The sequence below is a fragment of the Empedobacter sp. UBA7611 genome (genome assembly GCF_002484365.1).
Classification (GTDB): domain Bacteria; phylum Bacteroidota; class Bacteroidia; order Flavobacteriales; family Weeksellaceae; genus Empedobacter; species Empedobacter falsenii_B.
Map to the genome: position 1 here is coordinate 1 of NZ_DLJR01000022.1, position 19757 is coordinate 19757.

The following is a 19757-nucleotide window of genomic DNA, read 5'->3' on the forward strand; positions in this document are numbered from 1 at the left end:
AATACAAATGCACTACGGGTAATACTTAGATTGTTTCCGTCTTTGTCTACAAAAGAATAGGCAATCATTTTAGCGATATCGTTTACATTTCCATCTAAATAAGATCTTCCATTGACAAACAACTCTCTGGATAATTGGTAAAAAACATCAACCAACTGATTGACGTTTCCGTTGAATTGTAATTTATTGTAATTGCATTTTTCTTCCTTAACTACTTGCAATTCTTCCTTTAATCTTCTGATGTGTAGTAATTGCTCAATTTTCTTGGTGCATTGTTCTGAATATTCTGGAAGTTTTGGATTGATAAAATGAATATTGGCTTGTTCATATTCGTATTTCTCATTGGTTAAGAAAATGATTTGATCGCAAAAATCTTCAATTTGTTCAAAAACTTTCTGCGTTTTATAAAAAGAAAAATAACGTTCTTCTGAATCTGCATTGACATATCTTGGTGCAGGTCTATCTTCGTCTTTAATCGTAGTTGGTTTGATTAAAGTTGAGCGGATTAAATCTGCTGAAGAAATAATCTTGATTAATTTAGTTTTATTCCTTTGTTTCTTAAATAATGATTCATTTACTGAAACTAACTTTTCAAACTTATTGATCCAATGCAGCTTATCTTTTACATACAAGAGTTGATGTTTGATAAAATCAGCAATTTCAGAATGAGAAATCTCAAATACTTTGTCAATCAATGCTTGACAATAACCGTCATTTGTAAGAGGTTGAACCTCTATAATATCAAATTCTTCCGACTTTACGTTGTGTAAAGCAACGTGTGTACATTCTTTAAATTGTACAGCTTCTTTAATCAGATACGCCATCGTAGGTTAAGTTTTAGTTGTTAAACATCTTTTAAAGTAATTAGATGTAAATTAACACTTTACAATGACAATAGGTGTCGTTTAAAAATTCTATTTCTTTATTATTCAATGAATTGCTCTACAGCTTTGTCTAATTCTTCGTTTACTATTTTAGCATAGATTTGAGTTGTTCCAATATCCGAGTGATCTAAAAGTTTTGATACATACTCAATACGCATACCGTTAGCTAATGCTTGGGTTGCAAATGTATGTCGGCTTAAATGAAAAGATAATGAGAATGGAAATTCTAATTCTTTACCCATTCTACGCAATTTCTGACCACATAAAACATTTTTACTACCTATTACTTTTAGTTGGTATTCGTTGGATTGTTCGAAGAAATTAGCTTCTGAAATGATTGGAAAAATAAAATCGTCTGCTTCGGAAGTTTCTTTTCGGTATTTGTTTAATATCTCTAAAGCCGATTGACCTACTTTAAATTGATGTGAACGTTTAGTTTTACGAATGTTTAATCTGATACGTTGTTCGTTTTCATCGTAGTTTTTCCATTGTAAGGTAACGACATCACTGAAACGTAACCCTCCGGCATAACAACTGAAAATAAACATATCTCTGAAATACGTATCAGTTTGACCAAATGAACTCTTGTGATTTTTTAGCTGCTCTATTTGTTCTTTGTTTAAAAACAATCTTGTACTCTTGTCTTTTTTGATTCGTACACTCGCAAATGGATAGGTATTTAAACTGATGATTTCTTCACGAATGGCATCTTTAAACATAATCGCTAAAATGTTCAATGAATAACTAATTGTAGTATTTCCGTTTTTTAGTTTATTGCTTAGGTAATTCACGTAATCATTTAAAGTAGTTACGGTAATGTCATCAAAATAGACTTCATTATGTCCGAGAAACTCTTCGAATTTCTTTACATAGTTTTTGTAATTCTTATATGTTCTTGGAGATACACTTCCTTTGATACGCTCACAACGCTCATAAGAGTACTCAAAAAAGTTTTTGATATCTTTTCCTTTGATGGCTTCTTTTAATCGCTTAGCGGAGATATTTCCACGCTTACGCTCATTGTCTGCAACCATAGCTTCTGCATCTGCAATCTTTTGTGCTAAGAAAGCATTCATTCTCGTAGAGTTGGGATAATTACGTTTTACTTTTTGTTTAACATCATCCCATTCGTTTTCTTTCAACTTTACTCCAGTTGCAATAAACTTTGTTTTACGATCCTTGATTAAACGTATATACAATGGACTATGTCCTGTTTTATCTTCTTGGTTGGTGCGAAGTACTAATTTGATTGAAGCCATTGGAAATTGTATTATGGGTTAAAAATCTACTTTTCTAAACGAATGCAAACAAGTGAAATATTTTTGTAACTTGCTGATGCAAACGAATGTAACGTGATTCTAAGGTACAACAATTGGTACAACAAATCAAGGATTTCAATGCGTTAGAGTACTTCAAATTGAAACTTTAACAATCGTTAAACCCTTATAAATAGGCAATTTAGAGAAAAATCGTTCAACAGATTTTAGTTTTTGGATATCATAGTATTGTCCAAATGAAAAATTAATTCCAAATAATAATAGTATTAAGTAAAAATATGTAGAGATAGCCCGCATTAAGTCTAGTTTAAATGTAATCACTAAAAATAAACAAATTATCGGATAAATTGCTTATTTAGAGCTTAGAAAGTATACATTTTTAAAAATAAGACTCTAATAAGTGTATTAAATTATTTTATTTTAATATTATTGATGGAATGAATCGTATATCGTCAATTTAAAATAGTCAATCTATTTACTATATCTCTTTTTTCTAAGCCAAAATCCAGTTCCTGCTAATGCAATAATTATTGTCGTTGGGACTAAAAGATTGATCATTTGCCAAGTAGATTTTTCTTGTAAAACAGTCGTTTCACTTAGCAACGGAATCTCTAATTTACGATTACGTAAAGCCAAGAAATCAGAATCGCCTAATAAATAATCCATCGCATTCATTACAAATGTTTGGTTAGCGTATGTTTTCGGTTTTCCATCTGGATTATCTGGTCGAACCGAAAATTTATTTTCACCTAATTGCATCGGAATTCCTCTCCACAAAGCATTTTTCAAAACATCTCCATCCGAAATGACAATCATTTTACCATCGGTAGTTTTCGGTTTGAAATTCGGAAATTCTTTACGTTCGTAACGCGAAGCATAAGCCGAATTGAAATTCCCTTCTAATAAAACTGCCATCGGAATTTTACCCATTTTATATTCTTCAGGATTTTCGATTTCGACTTCGTTTAATTGAATATAATTTAAAGCAGGTTTCAAACTTGTTTGTTCAGAAGAACTCAACAAAACGGTTTGTTTAATATTTGGATTTTTTAATAACTCGATTGGATTCGCAAATTGAAATAAAACATGATCGATCGAACTTGTAATTGGGTTTTCTTCACCTTTAATTCCTAATTCAAAATAAGGCCAATTGTAATAATTGTAACTTGTATTTCCTGCAGTTTCACCATCAGCCAAAACAATTTGCGCCCCATTCATATCCTTGATAACAGCTGGATGAATACGAACACCATAATTGAATAAGAAATCATTTAACTTCAAATCTCTTGGAAAAGCAACGATTTTTCCACTTCGGAAAATAGAATCCATTTCAGCATCGACAGTTTCCACAGCCATCATCATTTTTCCACCATTCATGATATATTGATCCAAAACCAATTTATCCATATCAGAAAAAGGTAATGTAGGTTTTGCGATAATTAAGGCGTCAAAACGTTTCAAACTATCCAAATCAGAAGGTTGTAAAGTAAACGATTTGTTTGCTATTGGATTAAGGTAGATCTCAACATCATATTTTTCTGACAAAGCAGAACCTAATCCTTGAATATTTACTTCTGGTAATTCGTCATGATGAACGATAAAACCAACTCTTTTGCGCTCAAAATTGGTTGCTTTCTGAATTTTTTCGGCAAATAAATATTCTAATTTTTCAGTAGATGCTAATGCTAATTTTTCAAATGGAGTAGAAGGGTCATTCACTAAAACCTCCATATTAGTCGATTTGTCACCGTAAGTTAATTTTGCATACGGATAAACATTCAAAATTCCTTTGTCTGTTTTAATTGGAACTGGAGCTAATTTATTTTGCTCTAATTCGGCTTGTCCTAAATCTACAGGATCAACAAAAGAATAAGAAATATTACTATTTTTTTCGCGAAGTTCGTCTAATAAAAATTGAATTTCGTTCTTCAAAATTCTGTAATCGCCCGTTAAATCTCCACCCAAAAGAATTTCAATTTTAAGCGGTTGTTTTACATTTTCTACTAACTTTTCGGTTGTAGAAGTTAACGTAAAACGTTTGTCTTTTGTCATGTCAATTCGCGTATAAAAAAATTGAGCAATGATAAAAAGCGCGATAAATGCGATGAAAGTAATTAGATGTTTTTTGTTTAATTTTTTCATGGCACTATTTTTTATTTTCAAGATTAACAATTGAAATTTGATTCAAGATTCCAATCAAAATCAAAAAGTAAAGTAAATCTCGTGTGTCAATAATTCCTTTCAAAAACTGGTTGTAATGTGTAAAACTTCCAATTTTTTGAACATAGAAATCCATCGAACCAAGTAAATTATATGACGCTAAACTTTCGAATCCATAAAAAATAATGAAGCAAAAGAAAACCGCCAAAACATAAGCCATTACTTGATTTTTGGTAATAGATGAAGTAAATAAACCAATTGCGGCGAATAAACTTCCTAGAAAGAAAAGTCCTAAATAACCAGAAAAAATTGTTCCGTAATCTAATTCTTGTTCGGGCATCAAAAATTCTTGCAACGTAATAGTGAACAAGAAAGTTGAAAGTAAACAAAAAACAACAACTGAAACGACTGCTAAATATTTGCCCCAAATAATTTGGTTATTTTTTATAGGTAGTGTGAATAACCACAATAGTGTTCCGTTTGCTTGCTCTTCTGCGATTAATTTCATCGTTAAAGCTGGAATCATGAATAGAAAAATCCAAGGTCCAACAAAGAAAAAACTACTTAAAGAAGCATTTCCAGTATTGAAAACATTGAATTCGTTATCAAAAAACCAAAGGAACAAAACCGAAACGATAACAAATGTTGCGGTTGCTAAATAAGCGTTGAAGCCTAAATAAAAATTGGAAAACTCTTTTTTGAAGATTGTCCACATGTTATTTTTTATTATTACGATTAATTAAACGCACAATAAGCATAAGTAGTATACCACAACCAAAGAAACTGACAATCGACCAATACCAATTTTGACCAAAATCTGTTTTTTGAATCACAGCAAACACGATAACAAATAATAAAATAGTCGCCAATTCGTTCATCATTCGCAATTGAACAGAAGTGTATTTGAAAACTTTATTTTGGATTTGTTTCAACGTTCGCCAGCACCAAAAATGATAAATTAATAAAACACTTATCATTCCCAATTTGCTTTTCATCCAAGGATGTTCTAATAGAAAAGGTCTTTTAAAAAGCATATTGATTCCCATAATAATCAAAATAACCAAGGCAGGAGCGGTAATTACATTCCATAATTTTTTCTCCATGTAGGTATATTGATCCTGCAAAATTGATTTTTTTGGTTCTTCCATTTGTTGCGTTTCTGTATGATAAATCATCAAACGAACAATGTAAAATAAACCAGCAAAGTAACTTACCACGAAGATAACGTGTATTGCTTTGTATATTAAATAATTATAAGTCATATAGTTATTGTAAACTCTCTAATACTAAATTTTCTCAGCGTTAATTTTCAAATTCAATTGTAATTGTATCGTTTTTCTTTAATCCCATTAACTGATTTGCACCTCCTGATATTGTTGGATTACTCTTGTATAAAGTAACTTCTAAAAATCCTGCCGAATTAAACAAACACAATGTTCGTCCAAAAGCTTGCACTTCTTTGTTAAAATCTTGTACAACTTCGTTGTAATGCTCATAAATAACAGTAATATCGGTCATCGAGAAATCTTTCTGACGAAGCAAAATTTTATATTTTCTGTCTTGTGCAATTTCATCGAAAAAATCTTTCGAAATATTACTCACAACATTTCCAAAATGATCAATATAAATCACATTTCCTATGATATATTTATCATCGCGATAAATTGGTTTCAACTCATTCAATTGCTTCATTTCGGTACGTTTGTTCCCTAAAAGAGCAGGAACTCCGCCGCGCGCCAAGTGACATGCAACTGGTACAAAACAATTTTTCATTGGAAATAAACTGTCTATTCCTTCTGGATAAGCAGTGATTTCGTAAATTTCTTCTGGTTGATTTTTTTGGCAAATCAAGGATAAAATTCCATTATCTGCACAAATAAAATAATGATGATTGATTAATGCACAAATCGGCTTCTGATAAGGTGTACTTAAGGCATTAATTCCAATAATATGTATAGTTCCTTCGGGAAATTCTTCGTAAGAATTACGAATGATATAGGCAGCTTCAGATAAATCATAAGGATTAACATGATGCGAAATATCTACAATTGTAACATCGGCCAATTCTTTTAGAATTGCGCCTTTAACGCTAGAAACAAAGTAATCTTTGACTCCAAAATCCGATGTTAATGTAATAATTGCCACTATTCTCTAATAATTAGCAAATATATTGTTTATTATTCTTTATTTTTGTGTAAGTGAACCAAAAAAACAATCTCATTTGACAGAAATTAATATTGAATTAGCCGAAATTAATGCTCAAGATTTTTATGGTGCTAATAATGAACATCTAAAAAGAATCAAAGAATATTATCCAAAATTAAAGATTGTTGCTCGCGGAAGAGAGTTAACAGTATTTGGAAATGAAGATGTTCTGAAAGTATTTGACCAAAAAATGCAACGAGTAATTCAGCATATTCACAAATACAATCGACTATCTGATCGCGAACTCGAAATCATTATGACCGAAGATAATAATGAAATGCTTCAAATAAAAAAAGAAGACGAAATTATTGTACACGGTGTAAATGGTAAAATCATCAAACCTCAAACGCCTAATCAACAAAAGCTGGTACAAACTGTTTACAACAAAGACATGGTGTTTGCAATTGGGCCTGCTGGAACGGGAAAAACTTATACTGCTGTTGCGTTGGCGGTACAAGCGTTAAAGAACAAAGAAGTTCGCCGAATTATTATGACACGTCCTGCCGTAGAAGCTGGCGAGAATTTAGGTTTTTTACCAGGTGATATGAAAGATAAATTAGATCCATATTTACAACCTTTGTATGATGCGTTGAAAGATATGATTCCGTTCGAGAAACTTTCGTCTTATACCGAAAAAGGAGTGATAGAAGTAGCGCCTTTAGCATTTATGCGTGGTCGAACATTGGACGGAGCTTTTGTAATTCTTGATGAAGCGCAAAACACAACCTATGCTCAGATGAAAATGTTTTTGACGCGTATGGGAAAAAATTCTAAGTTTATTATCACAGGAGATCCTGGTCAGGTCGATTTACCACCAAAACAAAAATCTGGTTTACGTGAAGCGATTAATATATTGAAAGATGTAAAAGATATCGGATTTATTTATTTGGATGATAAAGATGTTGTTCGACACAAAATTGTTCGCGAAGTCTTGAAAGCTTACAAAGTGAGTGAAGATAAAGAGCGAGAGAAAATAGATATTAAAAAATAAATCAAAAAGCCAATTGTTTCTAAGAGCAATTGGCTTTTCGATTTAATATTTATGGCAGAATATTAAATTATTCTTTTAGTGGATTAGTTTTTAAAGTAAAACCTAAAATGTTAAATACTAATCCTATTGGCAAAATCATTCCTGCAATTAAGCTCATTCTATTAGAATCAGAAAATTCTAAGATTAATAAAATTGAAGTTAATATTAAAACTAATCCCGTTATATATAATATATTTTTCATTTTATTATAAATTGTAATTCAATCAAATATAATGATTTATTTCTGATTTTGTAAAAAAATATTCGATTCTAAAATCAAGTTCAGAAAGATAATTTTGATAATGCGAATCAAGTAAATGTGATTCTGACAAAAGGGGAAATCTGAAATAAACTTATAACTAACAACTCAACACTTAAAACTTTTTCACATCAACCAACCTTTTTGTAATTTGTTGCATCTAACTTACAAATCAAACAATATGAAAAAGTTATTTTCTTTTTTCTTTGTTTTTGTTGGAATGTTTTTTTCTACAAAAATAAATGCGCAAGATATTCGAATCGGATTTCCGCGTATCGAAATTGGTGAACGCCCAGACGAAAATTCTGTGAGTTTGCAATCGATGAATGTGCAAGTTGAGATTTTTGGAAATTTGGCCAAAACGACAACAACTTTAGTTTTTACAAATTCATCAAGTCGAAATCTTGAAGGGAATTTAGTTTTCCCTTTGCCCGAAAACACGACTGTTAGTGGATATGCAATTGATATTAATGGAAAATTGCGAAATGCAGTTCCTGTTACAAAAGTGCGTGCGGTTGAGGTTTTCGAAAGTATTCAGAAGCAAAATATCGACCCTGGAATCATCGAAAAAGTAGAAGGAAATAATTTTCGAACTCGTATTTCTCCGATTCCAGCAAAAGGTTCACGTACGATTCAGTTATCGTATTACCAAGAATTAAAATTGGATAAATCGTCGTATCAATATCATTTGCCGTTAGATTCTTCGAAAAAAATTGCGAAGTTTAATTTGACAACAAAAGTGTACAATGCTGCTGGAAAACCACAATTGATTGAAACGCCAGATGGTTCGTTCAATTTTTCGGAAAATAGTAATATATATGAAGCAAATTTGTCGAAAACAGATTTTACACCTAAAAAATCATTGATTATTAATCTTCCGAAATCGCCGAATAATGTAGAATCTTTTGTTCAGAAAAATGTAGATGGTTCGGTTTATTTTTATGCGAATTTATTGGTTGATGCAAAATCTCAACCAAAAGTTTGGTCAAAAAATATTGGAATTATCTGGGATAATTCGTTGAGTGGTTTGAAACGAAATCATCAAAAAGAGTTAGAATTTTTAGATAAAATTATTTCTCAACAAAAAAATCTAAATATTGAAGTTTCGTTATTGAATTTTTCTTTGGAAAAATCGAGATTTTTTCAAATTAAAAATGGTGATTGGTCAGAATTGAAAAAATATTTGGAAAATGTGACGTATGATGGAGGAACAAATTATGCGAAAATTCTTCCAGCAAGTCTGAAAGCAGACGAATATCTTTTGTTTTCGGACGGAATTTCATCTTTTGGTTCGAATATATTTAATATCGATAAACCTTTCTATACAATTGCGTCTTCGCCGACTTCCAATTATGGTGTTTTGAAAATGATTGCGCAAAAAGTTGGAGGAAAATTTATCAATCTAAATGAAAATTCTGTAGAAAATGCGTTCAAACAAATCAATGAAAGTTCGGTTCAATTCTTAGGAATTATCAATAATACAGCGGGAGAAGTTTATCCAATTTCGACAAATGATGTGAACAATGGAATTTCGATTGCGGGAATTTCTCAGTATCCTAATGCAAAATTAACGATGATGTTTGGACGAAACGGAAAAGTGGAATTCAACAAAGAATTGGATTTGAGTAAAGCAACACAAAATCCTGAAATTAGTAAAATTTGGGCGCAAAGTAAAGTGAATTATTTGGAATTGAATCCAGAGCAAAATAAAACAGAGATAGAAGAAATTGGGAAACAATTTTCGATTGTAACATCGAACACAAGTTTGATTGTTTTAGAAAATGTTTCGGATTATGTAAAGTATAAAATCAATCCACCAGCGGAATTGCAAAGTGAATTTAATAAATTATCGAAACAAGGTTTTGAACAAAATGAAACTCGAAAAGCTGATTTGTTGAAAAATGCAATTGCGAAAGCAAAGGAATTGAAAGAATGGTGGAAGAAAGATTTTAAATATATAAAACCAAAATATCCAAAACCTGTTGGGGATTCTACAACTTATTTAGAAGAGACTGTACAAGTGAATATGGTAATGCCAGAGCCTAGAACAACAGCTGTAATGGAGATGGAATCTAGTGCAGAACAAGCTATGGTAGTTACAGCAAATGGAGTGAGAAGAGAATCGAGAAGTTTAGGTTATGCTTCGGCTAATTTTGTTGCAGATAAAAAAATGAAGGATGAAACATCTGCTTCGGTTCCGGAAATTAAAATAGTCAATGTAAAATCGGATAAAGAATACATGAAGTTGATAGAAGCGTCTAAAAATCCATATCAAACTTATTTAGATTTGAGAAAAGATTATGCCGAAACGCCTGCTTATTATTTTGATGTGGCAACATTTTTCTTTCAGAAAAAAGAAAAAGAAACTGGTCTTAAAATTTTAAGCTCGATTGCAGATCTAGGTTTAGAAGATGCAGAATTGTATAAAATGTTAGCATACAAATTGAAAGAAATTGAAGAATATCAAACCGAATTATTTATCACAAAAAAAGTCTTGGATTGGCGACCTTTTGATGCACAAAGTTATCGTGATTATGCCTTGGCGTTACAAGACAATGAGCAATATCAATCGGCTTTAGAATATCTGTATAAAGTATTAACGAATGATTATTCAGTAGAAATTGCCAATCGTGATCGAGATATTACGGAGATTATTGTTCCTGAAGTTAATAATTTGATTTCGCTTCATCGAAAAGAATTGAATTTATCGAAAATTAATAAAGATATCATTGTTGATATTCCGGTTGATATTCGTGTGGTGATGAATTGGAATAAAGATATGACCGATATTGATTTGTGGGTGACGGATCCAAATGGCGAGAAATGTTTTTACGGACATCGTACAACTGCGATTGGTGGACGAATGAGTGAGGATGTGACGCAAGGTTTCGGACCAGAACAATTTATGTTAAAAAAAGCGATCAAAGGAAAATATAAAATAGAAACGAATTTTTTCGGAGAAAGACAAATGAGTATTTCAGGGCCAACAACTATTTCGGCAGAGATTTACTTGATGTATAGCTCAGGAAAACAAGTGAAGAAAATGATTACTTTCCAGAATAACAAGCCAAATTCTGGCGGCGAAGGAATTTTGGTTGGTGAATTTGAATTTTAGTAAATGGAAAAGGAATCTTGAAAGAGATTCCTTTTTTTTGCATAACGCATAATTCATCATTCATCATTAATAATTAAACTCACATCCACTGATTTCGATCCAAACTTCTATACTGAATAGCTTCACTAATATGTTTTGAAAGAATAGTTTCAGAATTATCTAAATCTGCAATTGTTCGTCCAACCCTAATAATTCGATCATACGCACGAGCAGAAAGATTTAATTTTTCCATAACAACTTTGATTAAATGCTTCGAATGATCATCTAAATCACAAAAAGTATCCAACTCTTTTGGTCCCATTTGCGAGTTGTAATGGACTTTTGTATTTTCAAATCGTTTGGTCTGGATATTTCTTGCATTAATGACACGTTCACGAATCACAGCACTTTTTTCGCCACGACGTTCTTGCGACAAATCATCAAACGGAACAGGATTCACTTCGATATGTAAATCAATTCGGTCCAAAAGTGGTCCAGAAATTTTATTCATATAACGTTGCATTTCCGCTAAAGAGGAAGTGTTGTTTGGATCATCCATAAAATAACCGCTCGGACTTGGATTCATAGAAGCTACTAACATAAAACTCGCAGGATAATTCACAGTGAATTTTGCCCTCGAAATTGTGACTTCTCGATCTTCCAAAGGTTGACGCATAACTTCTAAAACAGTTCGCTTAAATTCGGGTAATTCATCCAAAAACAAAACACCATTATGCGCCAAAGAAATTTCTCCAGGTTGTGGATAAGAACCACCGCCGACTAAGGCGACATCCGATATAGAATGATGTGGACTAGAAAAAGGACGACTTACAATTAATGATTTGTTAGATAATTTTCCAGCAACGCTATGAATTTTTGTTGTTTCGAGCGCTTCTTGTACGGTCATTTTCGGAAGAATTGAAGCAATTCGTTTGGCTAACATTGTTTTTCCACTTCCTGGAGGACCGATCAAAATAATGTTATGTCCTCCTGCAGCAGCGATTTCCATCGCACGTTTTACATTTTCTTGACCTTTTACATCAGCAAAATCGAAAGGATAATTATTCATTTCACTAAAAAAATAATCATCTAAATTAACTTGATGAGGTTGTAAAATGATTTCTTCGTTAAAATAATCAACAACTTCTCTGATGTTATTAACCGCAAAAACATCGATTCCTTCTACAACAGCTGCTTCGTCTGCATTTTGTTTGGGTAAAATAATTCCTTCGAAACCTTCTTCTTTTGCTTGTATTGCAATCGGCAATGCACCTTTTATAGGTCGAAGTGAACCATCTAGCGATAATTCGCCCATCATTATAAATTTATGGAGTTGTTCAGAATTTACTTGCTCCGAAGCTGCTAAAATTCCAATTGCGATTGGTAAATCATAGGCAGAACCTTCTTTTTGTAAATCTGCTGGCGCCATATTAATCGTGATTTTTTTACCAGGTAATTTCAAATTAGAATTTTTTAGTGCAGCATTTATCCTAAAATTACTTTCTTTTATTGCGCTATCGGGCAAACCAACCAAATGATACCCGACACCTTGATCAATATTAACTTCCACAATAATTGTTTTTGCGGAAACTCCGAAAATAGCACTTGCAAAAATTTTCACTAACATAAAATATTTTTTTATAAATTTACTTCCTTTTTCTATTGAATAAAATAGCTGAGAGGATTTAAGTATTTAATAATTAATTAAATAATACACTTTGGTGTAAATTCTATATGAAAAAAGAAAAATATTCTTTTGAATTTGAACGATTCGAGAGTAAATCTGAGCTTGCAGCAGAACAAAAAAAAGTAGTAGAAGAGGCTTATGATATTTCGTTGAATGCATATGCGCCTTATTCTAATTTCAATGTTGGTGCATCTGTTCAATTAGAAAATGGAGAAATTTTTTCGAGTTCAAATCAAGAAAATGCTTCGTATCCAGTCGGAACTTGTGCCGAAAGAGGTTTATTGGCTTATGTAAATGCAAACTTCCCAAATATTAAGATTGAAAAATTGGCTGTTTCTACGCCAAATGTCAATTATCCATTGCCTCCATGCGGGATGTGTCGACAATATATTTTAGAGATTGAAAAGAAACAATCGCAACCAATCGAAATTATTTTATCTGGAAAAGAAGGTGATGTTTTGGTGATAAATTCTGCTAAAGATTTGCTTCCATTACATTTTACTGACGAATTTTTAGGGTAGCAATTTTGTACACTAAATAGATTAGTTTAAATTTGTTCCAACGGAATTGTGCAATTATGGAAAAATTAACGCAAGAAACGTACCTACAATGGTATCGTGATATGACTTTTTGGCGTCGCTTCGAAGATAAGTGTCGTTCATTATATTTAAAGCAAAAAATTAGAGGTTTCTTACATTTATACAATGGTCAAGAAGCTTTACCAGCCGGTTTTATTCATGCAATGAAACCTGGTGTAGATCATGTGATTACTGCTTATCGTTGTCACGTTTGGCCTATGGCTTTGGGTGTAGATCCAAAACGTATTTTGGCTGAATTATGTGGTAAAGAAACAGGAACTTCTCATGGTTTAGGAGGATCTATGCACGTTTTCAGTAAAGAACATAATTTTTATGGTGGACACGGAATCGTTGGTGGACAAATTCCATTAGGAGCAGGAATTGCTTTTGGTGATAAATTCTTTAATCGCGATGGTGTTACAATCTGTTTAATGGGAGATGGCGCAACTCGTCAAGGTACATTACATGAAACATTTAACATGGCGATGAACTGGAAATTACCAGTTGTTTTTGTTTGCGAAAACAATCAATACGCTATGGGAACTTCTGTTTCTCGTACTGCTAACCACGAAGATATTTGGAAATTAGGTTTAGGATACGAAATGCCTTGTATGCCTGTAGATGGTATGGATCCTGTAAAAGTTGCAGAAGCAGCTTACGAAGCTATTGAAAGAGCGCGTCGTGGAGATGGACCAACTTTCTTAGATGTACGTACATATCGTTATAGAGGTCACTCTATGTCTGATGCTGAGCCTTATCGTACAAAAGAAGAGGTGGAAGAGTACAAACAAGAAGATCCAATCTTGAATGTTGAGAATCATATCTTAGTAAACAATTGGGCAACTAAAGAACAATTAGATGCAATTATTGATGAAGTAAAAGTGATGGTAGAAGAATGTGCAGAATTTGCAGAAAACTCTAACTATCCAGAAGAACACGTAATGTATGATTATATCTATTCAGAAGAAAATTATCCATTCTTAGATAAAATCGAAAACAACTAAAAACCATGGCAGAAATTATTACAATGCCTCGCTTAAGCGATACAATGGAAGAAGGAACTGTTGTAAAATGGCACAAAAATGTAGGAGATAAAATTGCTGAGGGTGATATCTTAGCAGAAATCGAAACAGATAAAGCAATCCAAGAATTCGAATCAGAATTTGATGGAGTATTATTATATCAAGGTGTTGCAGAAGGAGTGTCAACAAATGTTGATGAAGTTTTAGCAATCATCGGAAATGAAGGAGAAGATATTTCAGGTTTAATCGGGGGTGGAGCAAAAGTTACGACTGAAGTTAAAGAAGAAAAATCAACTCCCAGCGAAACAAAAACAGAAGAAGCAAAACCTGTTGCAGAAATTCCTGCAAATGTGGAAGTAATTACAATGCCTCGTCTTTCTGATACAATGGAAGAAGGAACTGTAGTTGTTTGGCACAAAAATGTTGGAGATCAAGTTGCGGAAGGTGATATTTTAGCAGAAATTGAAACAGATAAAGCAGTGCAAGAATTCGAATCAGAATTTGATGGTGTTTTATTATATCAAGGAGCTAAAGTGAACGAGCCTGCACCAGTAGATTCTGTTTTAGCAATTATTGGTGAAGCTGGTACTGACGTTTCTGCAATTGTAGCAAACGGAGGTAAAGTTGCTGCACCAGCAGTTTCTACAGAAGTTGTTGATGACGAAAAACCAGTAGTTGTACAATTAGATGTAAATAATAAGGTTGAAGAAACTTCTTCTTCTGATCGTATTTTTGCATCGCCATTAGCAAAAACAATTGCAAAAGATAAAGGAATTAATTTAGCAGAGGTGAAAGGTTCTGGTGATAATGGACGTATCGTGAAAAAAGATATCGAAAATTATCAACCATCTGCTCAACCAAAAGCGGAAGCAAAATCTGAATCAGTTAAACCAGCTCAAACTTTTGTTTCTGGAGAAGATAAAGTGATTCCAAATTCTCAAATGAGAAAAGTTATCGCTAAACGTTTGGCTGAATCTAAATTTACAGCTCCTCATTATTACTTAAATGTAGAGTTGGATATGGATAATGCGATTGCTGCGCGCAAACAATTAAACTCAGTGCCTGATACGAAAATTTCATTCAACGATATGATTGTGAAAGCATGTGCAATGGCTTTACGCAAACATCCAGCTGTTAATTCTACTTGGACAGATACAGAAATTATTCAACATGGAGATATCAATATCGGTGTGGCAGTTGCTGTAGAAGATGGTTTATTGGTTCCTGTTGTTAAAAATACAGATCAAAAATCATTTGCTCAAATTTCTGCTGAGGTCAAAGATTATGCAGGTCGTGCAAGAGATCGCAAATTAAAAGCAGATGAAATGGAAAAATCAACATTCTCTGTTTCAAACTTAGGTATGTTTGGAATCGAATCATTCACATCGATTATCAATCAACCAAACTCTTGTATCCTATCAGTTGGTTCAATTATTCAAAAACCAGTTGTAAAAGACGGACAAGTTGTAGTTGGTAACACAATGAAATTATCTTTAGCTTGTGATCACAGAACAGTAGACGGAGCAACAGGTGCACAATTCTTACAAACATTAAGAATGTACATCGAAAATCCTGTTACAATGTTAGTGTAAGCTAAGATTTAAGATATATTTTTAAAGACCATTCATCGAATGGTCTTTTTTTTGTTATAGATTTTATGAATTTGTATCTTTAATCTCTAAACTAATTTAATGAAGCAACTAAAATTCTATTTTAATATTTTAAAACAGACAATTGTTGAATTTGGTGAGGACCGAATTATGAAATTGAGCGCTTCGTTAACTTATTACGCATTATTTTCACTTTCTCCATTAATTCTGATTGTAATTTCCAGTGCAAGTTTATTCTTTAAGAAAGATGCTATCGAAAACCGAATGTTTTATGAGCTTAAAAATATTGTTGGTCCAGATGTCGCTTTAGCTGTACAAAATTTTGTTACAAATTCTACCATTTCAGGAGATAGTTCGCTTGCTTTATATATAGGTATCGGAATTTTGATTTTTGGTTCTACAACAATGTTCACCGATATGCAAGATAGTCTCAATCTTATTTGGCGTGTCGAAGCAGTTCCTCGTAGAGCTTGGTTGAAATTTGTAATAAATAGAGGGCTTTCATTTTTGATTATCCTTTCATTAGGAATAGTTTTAATAGCAACAGTAATATTAAATAGTATATTAATGAGTTTTGGAGAAGAAATTTTCAGTCTTTTCGAACTCGATACCATTATGACGAAGACCACAGTTATTCTTCTTAATAATACATTGAGTATTTCAATCTCGATTTTGATATTTTATATTCTCTTCAAGATTCTTCCCGATGCACGTATCAAAGCAAAACAAGCTTTTGTAGGAGCGTTTTTTACGGCGATTCTATTCTTTATTGCAAAATATTTAATTGGTATTTATATCGCAAACTCCAAATATTCTACCATTTTTGGATCGGCAGGTTCGTTGGTTATTCTTTTGTTGTGGATTTATTATGTTGCAACAATTCTATATTTCGGCGCAAAATTCACAAAAGTATTTGCCGAAGCCAAAGGTTACCCTATTATTCCAAAACGAAATGCGAAGCTCAGAAAAGTATCGTTTATTGATTATCAACTCGATAAAAAAGATTATGAAAGTATAGATTAGTTACTAATTTATTTCGCTTCTCGAAACCTCTCCCGAGCCCATAACCCAAAAGTAGCCGCTGCCTATTTGTTTGATTCAGCAAATATTCACCGCCTAATCATTTCATACAGTGAAAATACAAAACTCGAGTGTAATGATTCACCATTTTTTTTCAACTCGAACTGTCAACAAAATTAAAACTCTTGAAAAACAATTGTACTTTTCGTCAGTTCGAGTGAAAATCTCTGATTTTAGTATCGGGAACTTAGACGAATTGCTGTCAACTTTCAACCGTCCAAAAAAAGTATTGTATACACTCTACTGCCACTATGTTGCCTTCATCCTGCCTTAAAGTAGGGAGTAAGCTGCAATTACGAATTGAGGATATGGCTGATTTTTTACAAAACTTAAATCAAAATTATGATTAAAAATATTAGTTTTACCCGTTGTGCATTTTGATTACTAAATAATAAAGTTGTTCATTTGATTGAAAATCAGTAAATTGTTTTAAGTACAAAACATTTACAATGAACAACTTACTTACAAATTATGAAAGAATATTATAAGTTCTACGAAAATATCCACAGATACACTTTTAATTTATCAACGTAGAAGACCTAAACTTTTTGATTTATAACTCATAAATCTTGTCTTAACAGCTAAATTTATGGGTATTGATAGTGAAAATCATTTATTTCGAAATCTTCCTAAAGCGCTAAGTTGTAAAATTGAGCGTAGTATTTACAATCGTAGAAAACGAAGATTATCAGAGCAAATTAATAATATTCGACTCAAATTAGCGAAAGAATTTAATGAATTTAAAAATTGTTTTATCGTTGATATTATGCCGTTGGAAGTTTGTGAAATAACAAGAATTAATCACTCTAAATTTTGCAAAGAGCATCAGTTTTGTGCACCAAATAGAGGTTTTAGTGCTTCTCAGCAATTGTCTTTTTATGGCTATAAACTTCATGCTGTTTGTTTTTTAAGAGGTGTTTTCTAGAGTATTGATATTAGTCCCGCATCTGTTCATGATATTCATTTTTTGAAAGATATAAAATCTCAACTATCAGATTGAGTGCTACTTGGTGATAGAGATTATTTGTTACAAACAATTCAAATTGATTTATTTAATGAAGTTCATATACAATTAGAAACACCGAAAAGGTCCCTTCAAAAAATATCAAAAATGAATTGAAACTTTTTTTTCTCAACTATGTGATTAATTTATGATTATACGCAATTATGCAAAGACTTTTGAGGGGTTTAAAACCAGAATTCTAGCTAAAATTACTGCACAAACATTGAATCAGTACATTATTAAAATACACTTAAATCGAAATATTAATAATCTAAAAACTCAAATTATTTAAAGTGAAAAACGGTTAAAAAAACCTATGTTTATATTTTGCTTAGAGAAATAGTGTGTTAAAAAGTGTTAAAATCCTGTATCGGTGTATATCGAAAATGACACTTTTCTGTATCGGTTGTGTATCCGCGCTGTATCCATTCTGTATCCATTGTATATCCGTTCCGTATGGTTTGTTCGGTGTTCGTGTATCGAAATGTAAACATTATGTTTCTAGATATGAGTATTGAGAGGGTTGGATATCTCCCTGAATTTTCCAGTATAAATAAAGCTACATATTTTAAAAATTGTAAATTATTATTAAACTCAAAGATCGTATTATAACTAAAGCTTTATACCTGTTATACATTTGATTAATAAATAATAAAGTTGTCCATTTAATTGAAAATAAGTAAATTAATTTGAATACAAAATATTTACAATGAACAACTTACTTTCGAATTGCGAAAGAATATTAGAAGTTCTACTAAAAATATCCACAGATACACTTTTAATTTATCAACGTAGAAGACCTAAACTTTTTGATTTATAAATCATGTTTTAACAGCTCAATTTATGGGTATTGATAGTGAAAATCATTTATTTCGAAATCTTCCTATAGTGCTAAGTGTAAAATTGAGCGAAGTATTTACAATCGTAGTACTTAAGGGAGATTATCAGCGAAAATTAATAGTATTCAACTCAAATTAGCGAAAGAATTTAATGAATTTGAAAATTGTTTTATCGTTGATAGTATACCATTTGAAGTGTGTAAAATAGCAAGAATTAATCGCTTAAAAATTTGAAAGGAATATCAGTATAGTGCACTAAATAGAGGTTTTTGTGCTTCTCAGCAAATGTCTTTTTAAGGCTATAAAATTTATGCTGTTTGTTCTTTAATAGGTGTTTTCCAGAGTATTGATATTAGTCCTGCATCTGTTCATGATTTTCATTTTTTGAAATATATAAAATCTCAACTATCATATTGAATACTACTTGGTGACAGAGATTATTTGTTACAAACAATTCAAATTGACTTATTTAATGAAGCTAATATTTGATTAGAAACAGCGAAAAGATCCAATCAAAAAGATTATAAACCTCAGTTTTATCTCTTCAAAAAGTACCGAAAAAGAATTGAAACTTTATTTTCTCAACTATGCGATTAATTTATGATTAGACGTAATTATATAAAGACTTTTGAGGGGTTTAAAACCAGAATTCTAGCTAAAATTACTACAATCTTCTCCTATTAACTCGAAAATTGTTACTCAAAAACCTCCTACTTTATGTCTAAAATTATCGATCTTTCGTTTTTAATCAAAAAAAATAAAAAATATTTCCCATCGTACCAGCAACTTAAGGGAAGAATGTAAAATAATTGTAAAATGAGTTTGGAAAAACGAATAATGTGAGCGTATATTTGCAACCGCAATACGAAAGACGAGTAGTATTGTAGTTGACATAAGGACTTATATAGCGACAAAAATTATTTAAAAATAAATTTGCGAGTTTAGAAATAAGCATTACCTTTGCAATCCGATTCCGAAAGGGTTTTGGGAGTGAAAGTAAGAATTGACTTATCAAAATAAATTTTGTTA

14 protein-coding genes and 2 pseudogenes are annotated in these 19757 nt (G+C 31.8%); 8 read left to right on the top strand and 8 right to left on the bottom strand.

Annotation, left to right across the window (positions count from 1 at the left end):
• The 6 genes from B3R94_RS02990 to B3R94_RS03015 form a co-directional block, all read right to left on the bottom strand.
• Positions 1-824: hypothetical protein (locus tag B3R94_RS02990; protein WP_291098556.1), on the bottom strand; the 824-nt coding region annotated here is incomplete at its 3' end.
• A gap of 101 nt (positions 825-925) precedes the next feature.
• Entirely contained in the window at positions 926-2143 is a 1218-nt protein-coding gene (locus B3R94_RS02995) for a site-specific integrase (protein WP_291098559.1), read from the bottom strand.
• Between the two features lie 489 nt (positions 2144-2632).
• Complete coding sequence (gldG, locus tag B3R94_RS03000) at positions 2633-4303, bottom strand: gliding motility-associated ABC transporter substrate-binding protein GldG (protein ID WP_291098562.1); 1671 nt, start codon at positions 4301-4303, stop codon at positions 2633-2635.
• 4 nt (positions 4304-4307) lie between these two features.
• Positions 4308-5036 (bottom strand): ABC transporter permease subunit, encoded by a 729-nt coding sequence (locus B3R94_RS03005; RefSeq protein ID WP_219034141.1) that lies wholly within the window; start codon positions 5034-5036, stop codon positions 4308-4310.
• Between the two features lies 1 nt (position 5037).
• Positions 5038-5583 (bottom strand): CopD family protein, encoded by a 546-nt coding sequence (locus B3R94_RS03010; protein ID WP_291098564.1) that lies wholly within the window; start codon positions 5581-5583, stop codon positions 5038-5040.
• Between the two features lie 40 nt (positions 5584-5623).
• Positions 5624-6466 (bottom strand): SAM hydrolase/SAM-dependent halogenase family protein, encoded by an 843-nt coding sequence (locus tag B3R94_RS03015; protein ID WP_135835240.1) that lies wholly within the window; start codon positions 6464-6466, stop codon positions 5624-5626.
• Positions 6467-6542: 76 nt separating this feature from the next.
• Between B3R94_RS03015 and B3R94_RS03020 the strand changes: the two genes are divergently transcribed.
• Positions 6543-7517, top strand: coding sequence for a PhoH family protein (locus B3R94_RS03020; protein ID WP_115001971.1), 975 nt, complete (start codon positions 6543-6545; stop codon positions 7515-7517).
• A 67-nt stretch (positions 7518-7584) separates the two neighbouring features.
• Here B3R94_RS03020 and B3R94_RS03025 read toward each other — a convergent pair whose 3' ends face one another.
• The gene (locus B3R94_RS03025; protein ID WP_280037895.1) at positions 7585-7758 is read right to left on the bottom strand and encodes a hypothetical protein; all 174 of its coding nucleotides are present in this window, start codon (positions 7756-7758) and stop codon (positions 7585-7587) included.
• A 238-nt stretch (positions 7759-7996) separates the two neighbouring features.
• On the opposite strand from B3R94_RS03025, the gene B3R94_RS03030 reads away from it, so the two are divergent.
• Positions 7997-10930 (top strand): VIT domain-containing protein, encoded by a 2934-nt coding sequence (locus tag B3R94_RS03030; protein WP_291098567.1) that lies wholly within the window; start codon positions 7997-7999, stop codon positions 10928-10930.
• 79 nt (positions 10931-11009) lie between these two features.
• Here B3R94_RS03030 and B3R94_RS03035 read toward each other — a convergent pair whose 3' ends face one another.
• Positions 11010-12536, bottom strand: coding sequence for a YifB family Mg chelatase-like AAA ATPase (locus tag B3R94_RS03035; RefSeq protein ID WP_114999055.1), 1527 nt, complete (start codon positions 12534-12536; stop codon positions 11010-11012).
• 107 nt (positions 12537-12643) lie between these two features.
• On the opposite strand from B3R94_RS03035, the gene B3R94_RS03040 reads away from it, so the two are divergent.
• The 6 genes and pseudogenes from B3R94_RS03040 (at position 12644) to B3R94_RS14235 (ending at position 19412) form a co-directional block, all read left to right on the top strand.
• Positions 12644-13117, top strand: a complete 474-nt coding sequence (locus B3R94_RS03040) for a cytidine deaminase (RefSeq protein WP_038337075.1) — start codon at positions 12644-12646, stop codon at positions 13115-13117.
• A 56-nt stretch (positions 13118-13173) separates the two neighbouring features.
• Positions 13174-14178 (top strand): pyruvate dehydrogenase (acetyl-transferring) E1 component subunit alpha, encoded by a 1005-nt coding sequence (gene pdhA / locus B3R94_RS03045; RefSeq protein ID WP_125349669.1) that lies wholly within the window; start codon positions 13174-13176, stop codon positions 14176-14178.
• Between the two features lie 5 nt (positions 14179-14183).
• Positions 14184-15788, top strand: coding sequence for a pyruvate dehydrogenase complex dihydrolipoamide acetyltransferase (locus tag B3R94_RS03050; RefSeq protein ID WP_125349668.1), 1605 nt, complete (start codon positions 14184-14186; stop codon positions 15786-15788).
• A gap of 99 nt (positions 15789-15887) precedes the next feature.
• Positions 15888-16829, top strand: a complete 942-nt coding sequence (locus B3R94_RS03055) for a YihY/virulence factor BrkB family protein (RefSeq protein ID WP_038337079.1) — start codon at positions 15888-15890, stop codon at positions 16827-16829.
• 506 nt (positions 16830-17335) lie between these two features.
• A pseudogene (locus B3R94_RS03060) lies at positions 17336-18181 on the top strand (IS982 family transposase).
• A gap of 417 nt (positions 18182-18598) precedes the next feature.
• Positions 18599-19412 (top strand): annotated as a pseudogene (locus B3R94_RS14235) (IS982 family transposase).
• Positions 19413-19757 lie beyond the last annotated feature (345 nt).

Coding starts and splice junctions, on each gene's coding strand:
- B3R94_RS02995 (WP_291098559.1), bottom strand. CDS start 2,143: ATGGCTTCAATCAAATTAGTACTTCGCACCAACCAAGAAGATAAAACA.
- gldG (WP_291098562.1), bottom strand. CDS start 4,303: ATGAAAAAATTAAACAAAAAACATCTAATTACTTTCATCGCATTTATC.
- B3R94_RS03005 (WP_219034141.1), bottom strand. CDS start 5,036: ATGTGGACAATCTTCAAAAAAGAGTTTTCCAATTTTTATTTAGGCTTC.
- B3R94_RS03010 (WP_291098564.1), bottom strand. CDS start 5,583: ATGACTTATAATTATTTAATATACAAAGCAATACACGTTATCTTCGTG.
- B3R94_RS03025 (WP_280037895.1), bottom strand. CDS start 7,758: ATGAAAAATATATTATATATAACGGGATTAGTTTTAATATTAACTTCA.
- B3R94_RS03030 (WP_291098567.1), top strand. CDS start 7,997: ATGAAAAAGTTATTTTCTTTTTTCTTTGTTTTTGTTGGAATGTTTTTT.
- B3R94_RS03035 (WP_114999055.1), bottom strand. CDS start 12,536: ATGTTAGTGAAAATTTTTGCAAGTGCTATTTTCGGAGTTTCCGCAAAA.
- B3R94_RS03040 (WP_038337075.1), top strand. CDS start 12,644: ATGAAAAAAGAAAAATATTCTTTTGAATTTGAACGATTCGAGAGTAAA.
- pdhA (WP_125349669.1), top strand. CDS start 13,174: ATGGAAAAATTAACGCAAGAAACGTACCTACAATGGTATCGTGATATG.
- B3R94_RS03050 (WP_125349668.1), top strand. CDS start 14,184: ATGGCAGAAATTATTACAATGCCTCGCTTAAGCGATACAATGGAAGAA.
- B3R94_RS03055 (WP_038337079.1), top strand. CDS start 15,888: ATGAAGCAACTAAAATTCTATTTTAATATTTTAAAACAGACAATTGTT.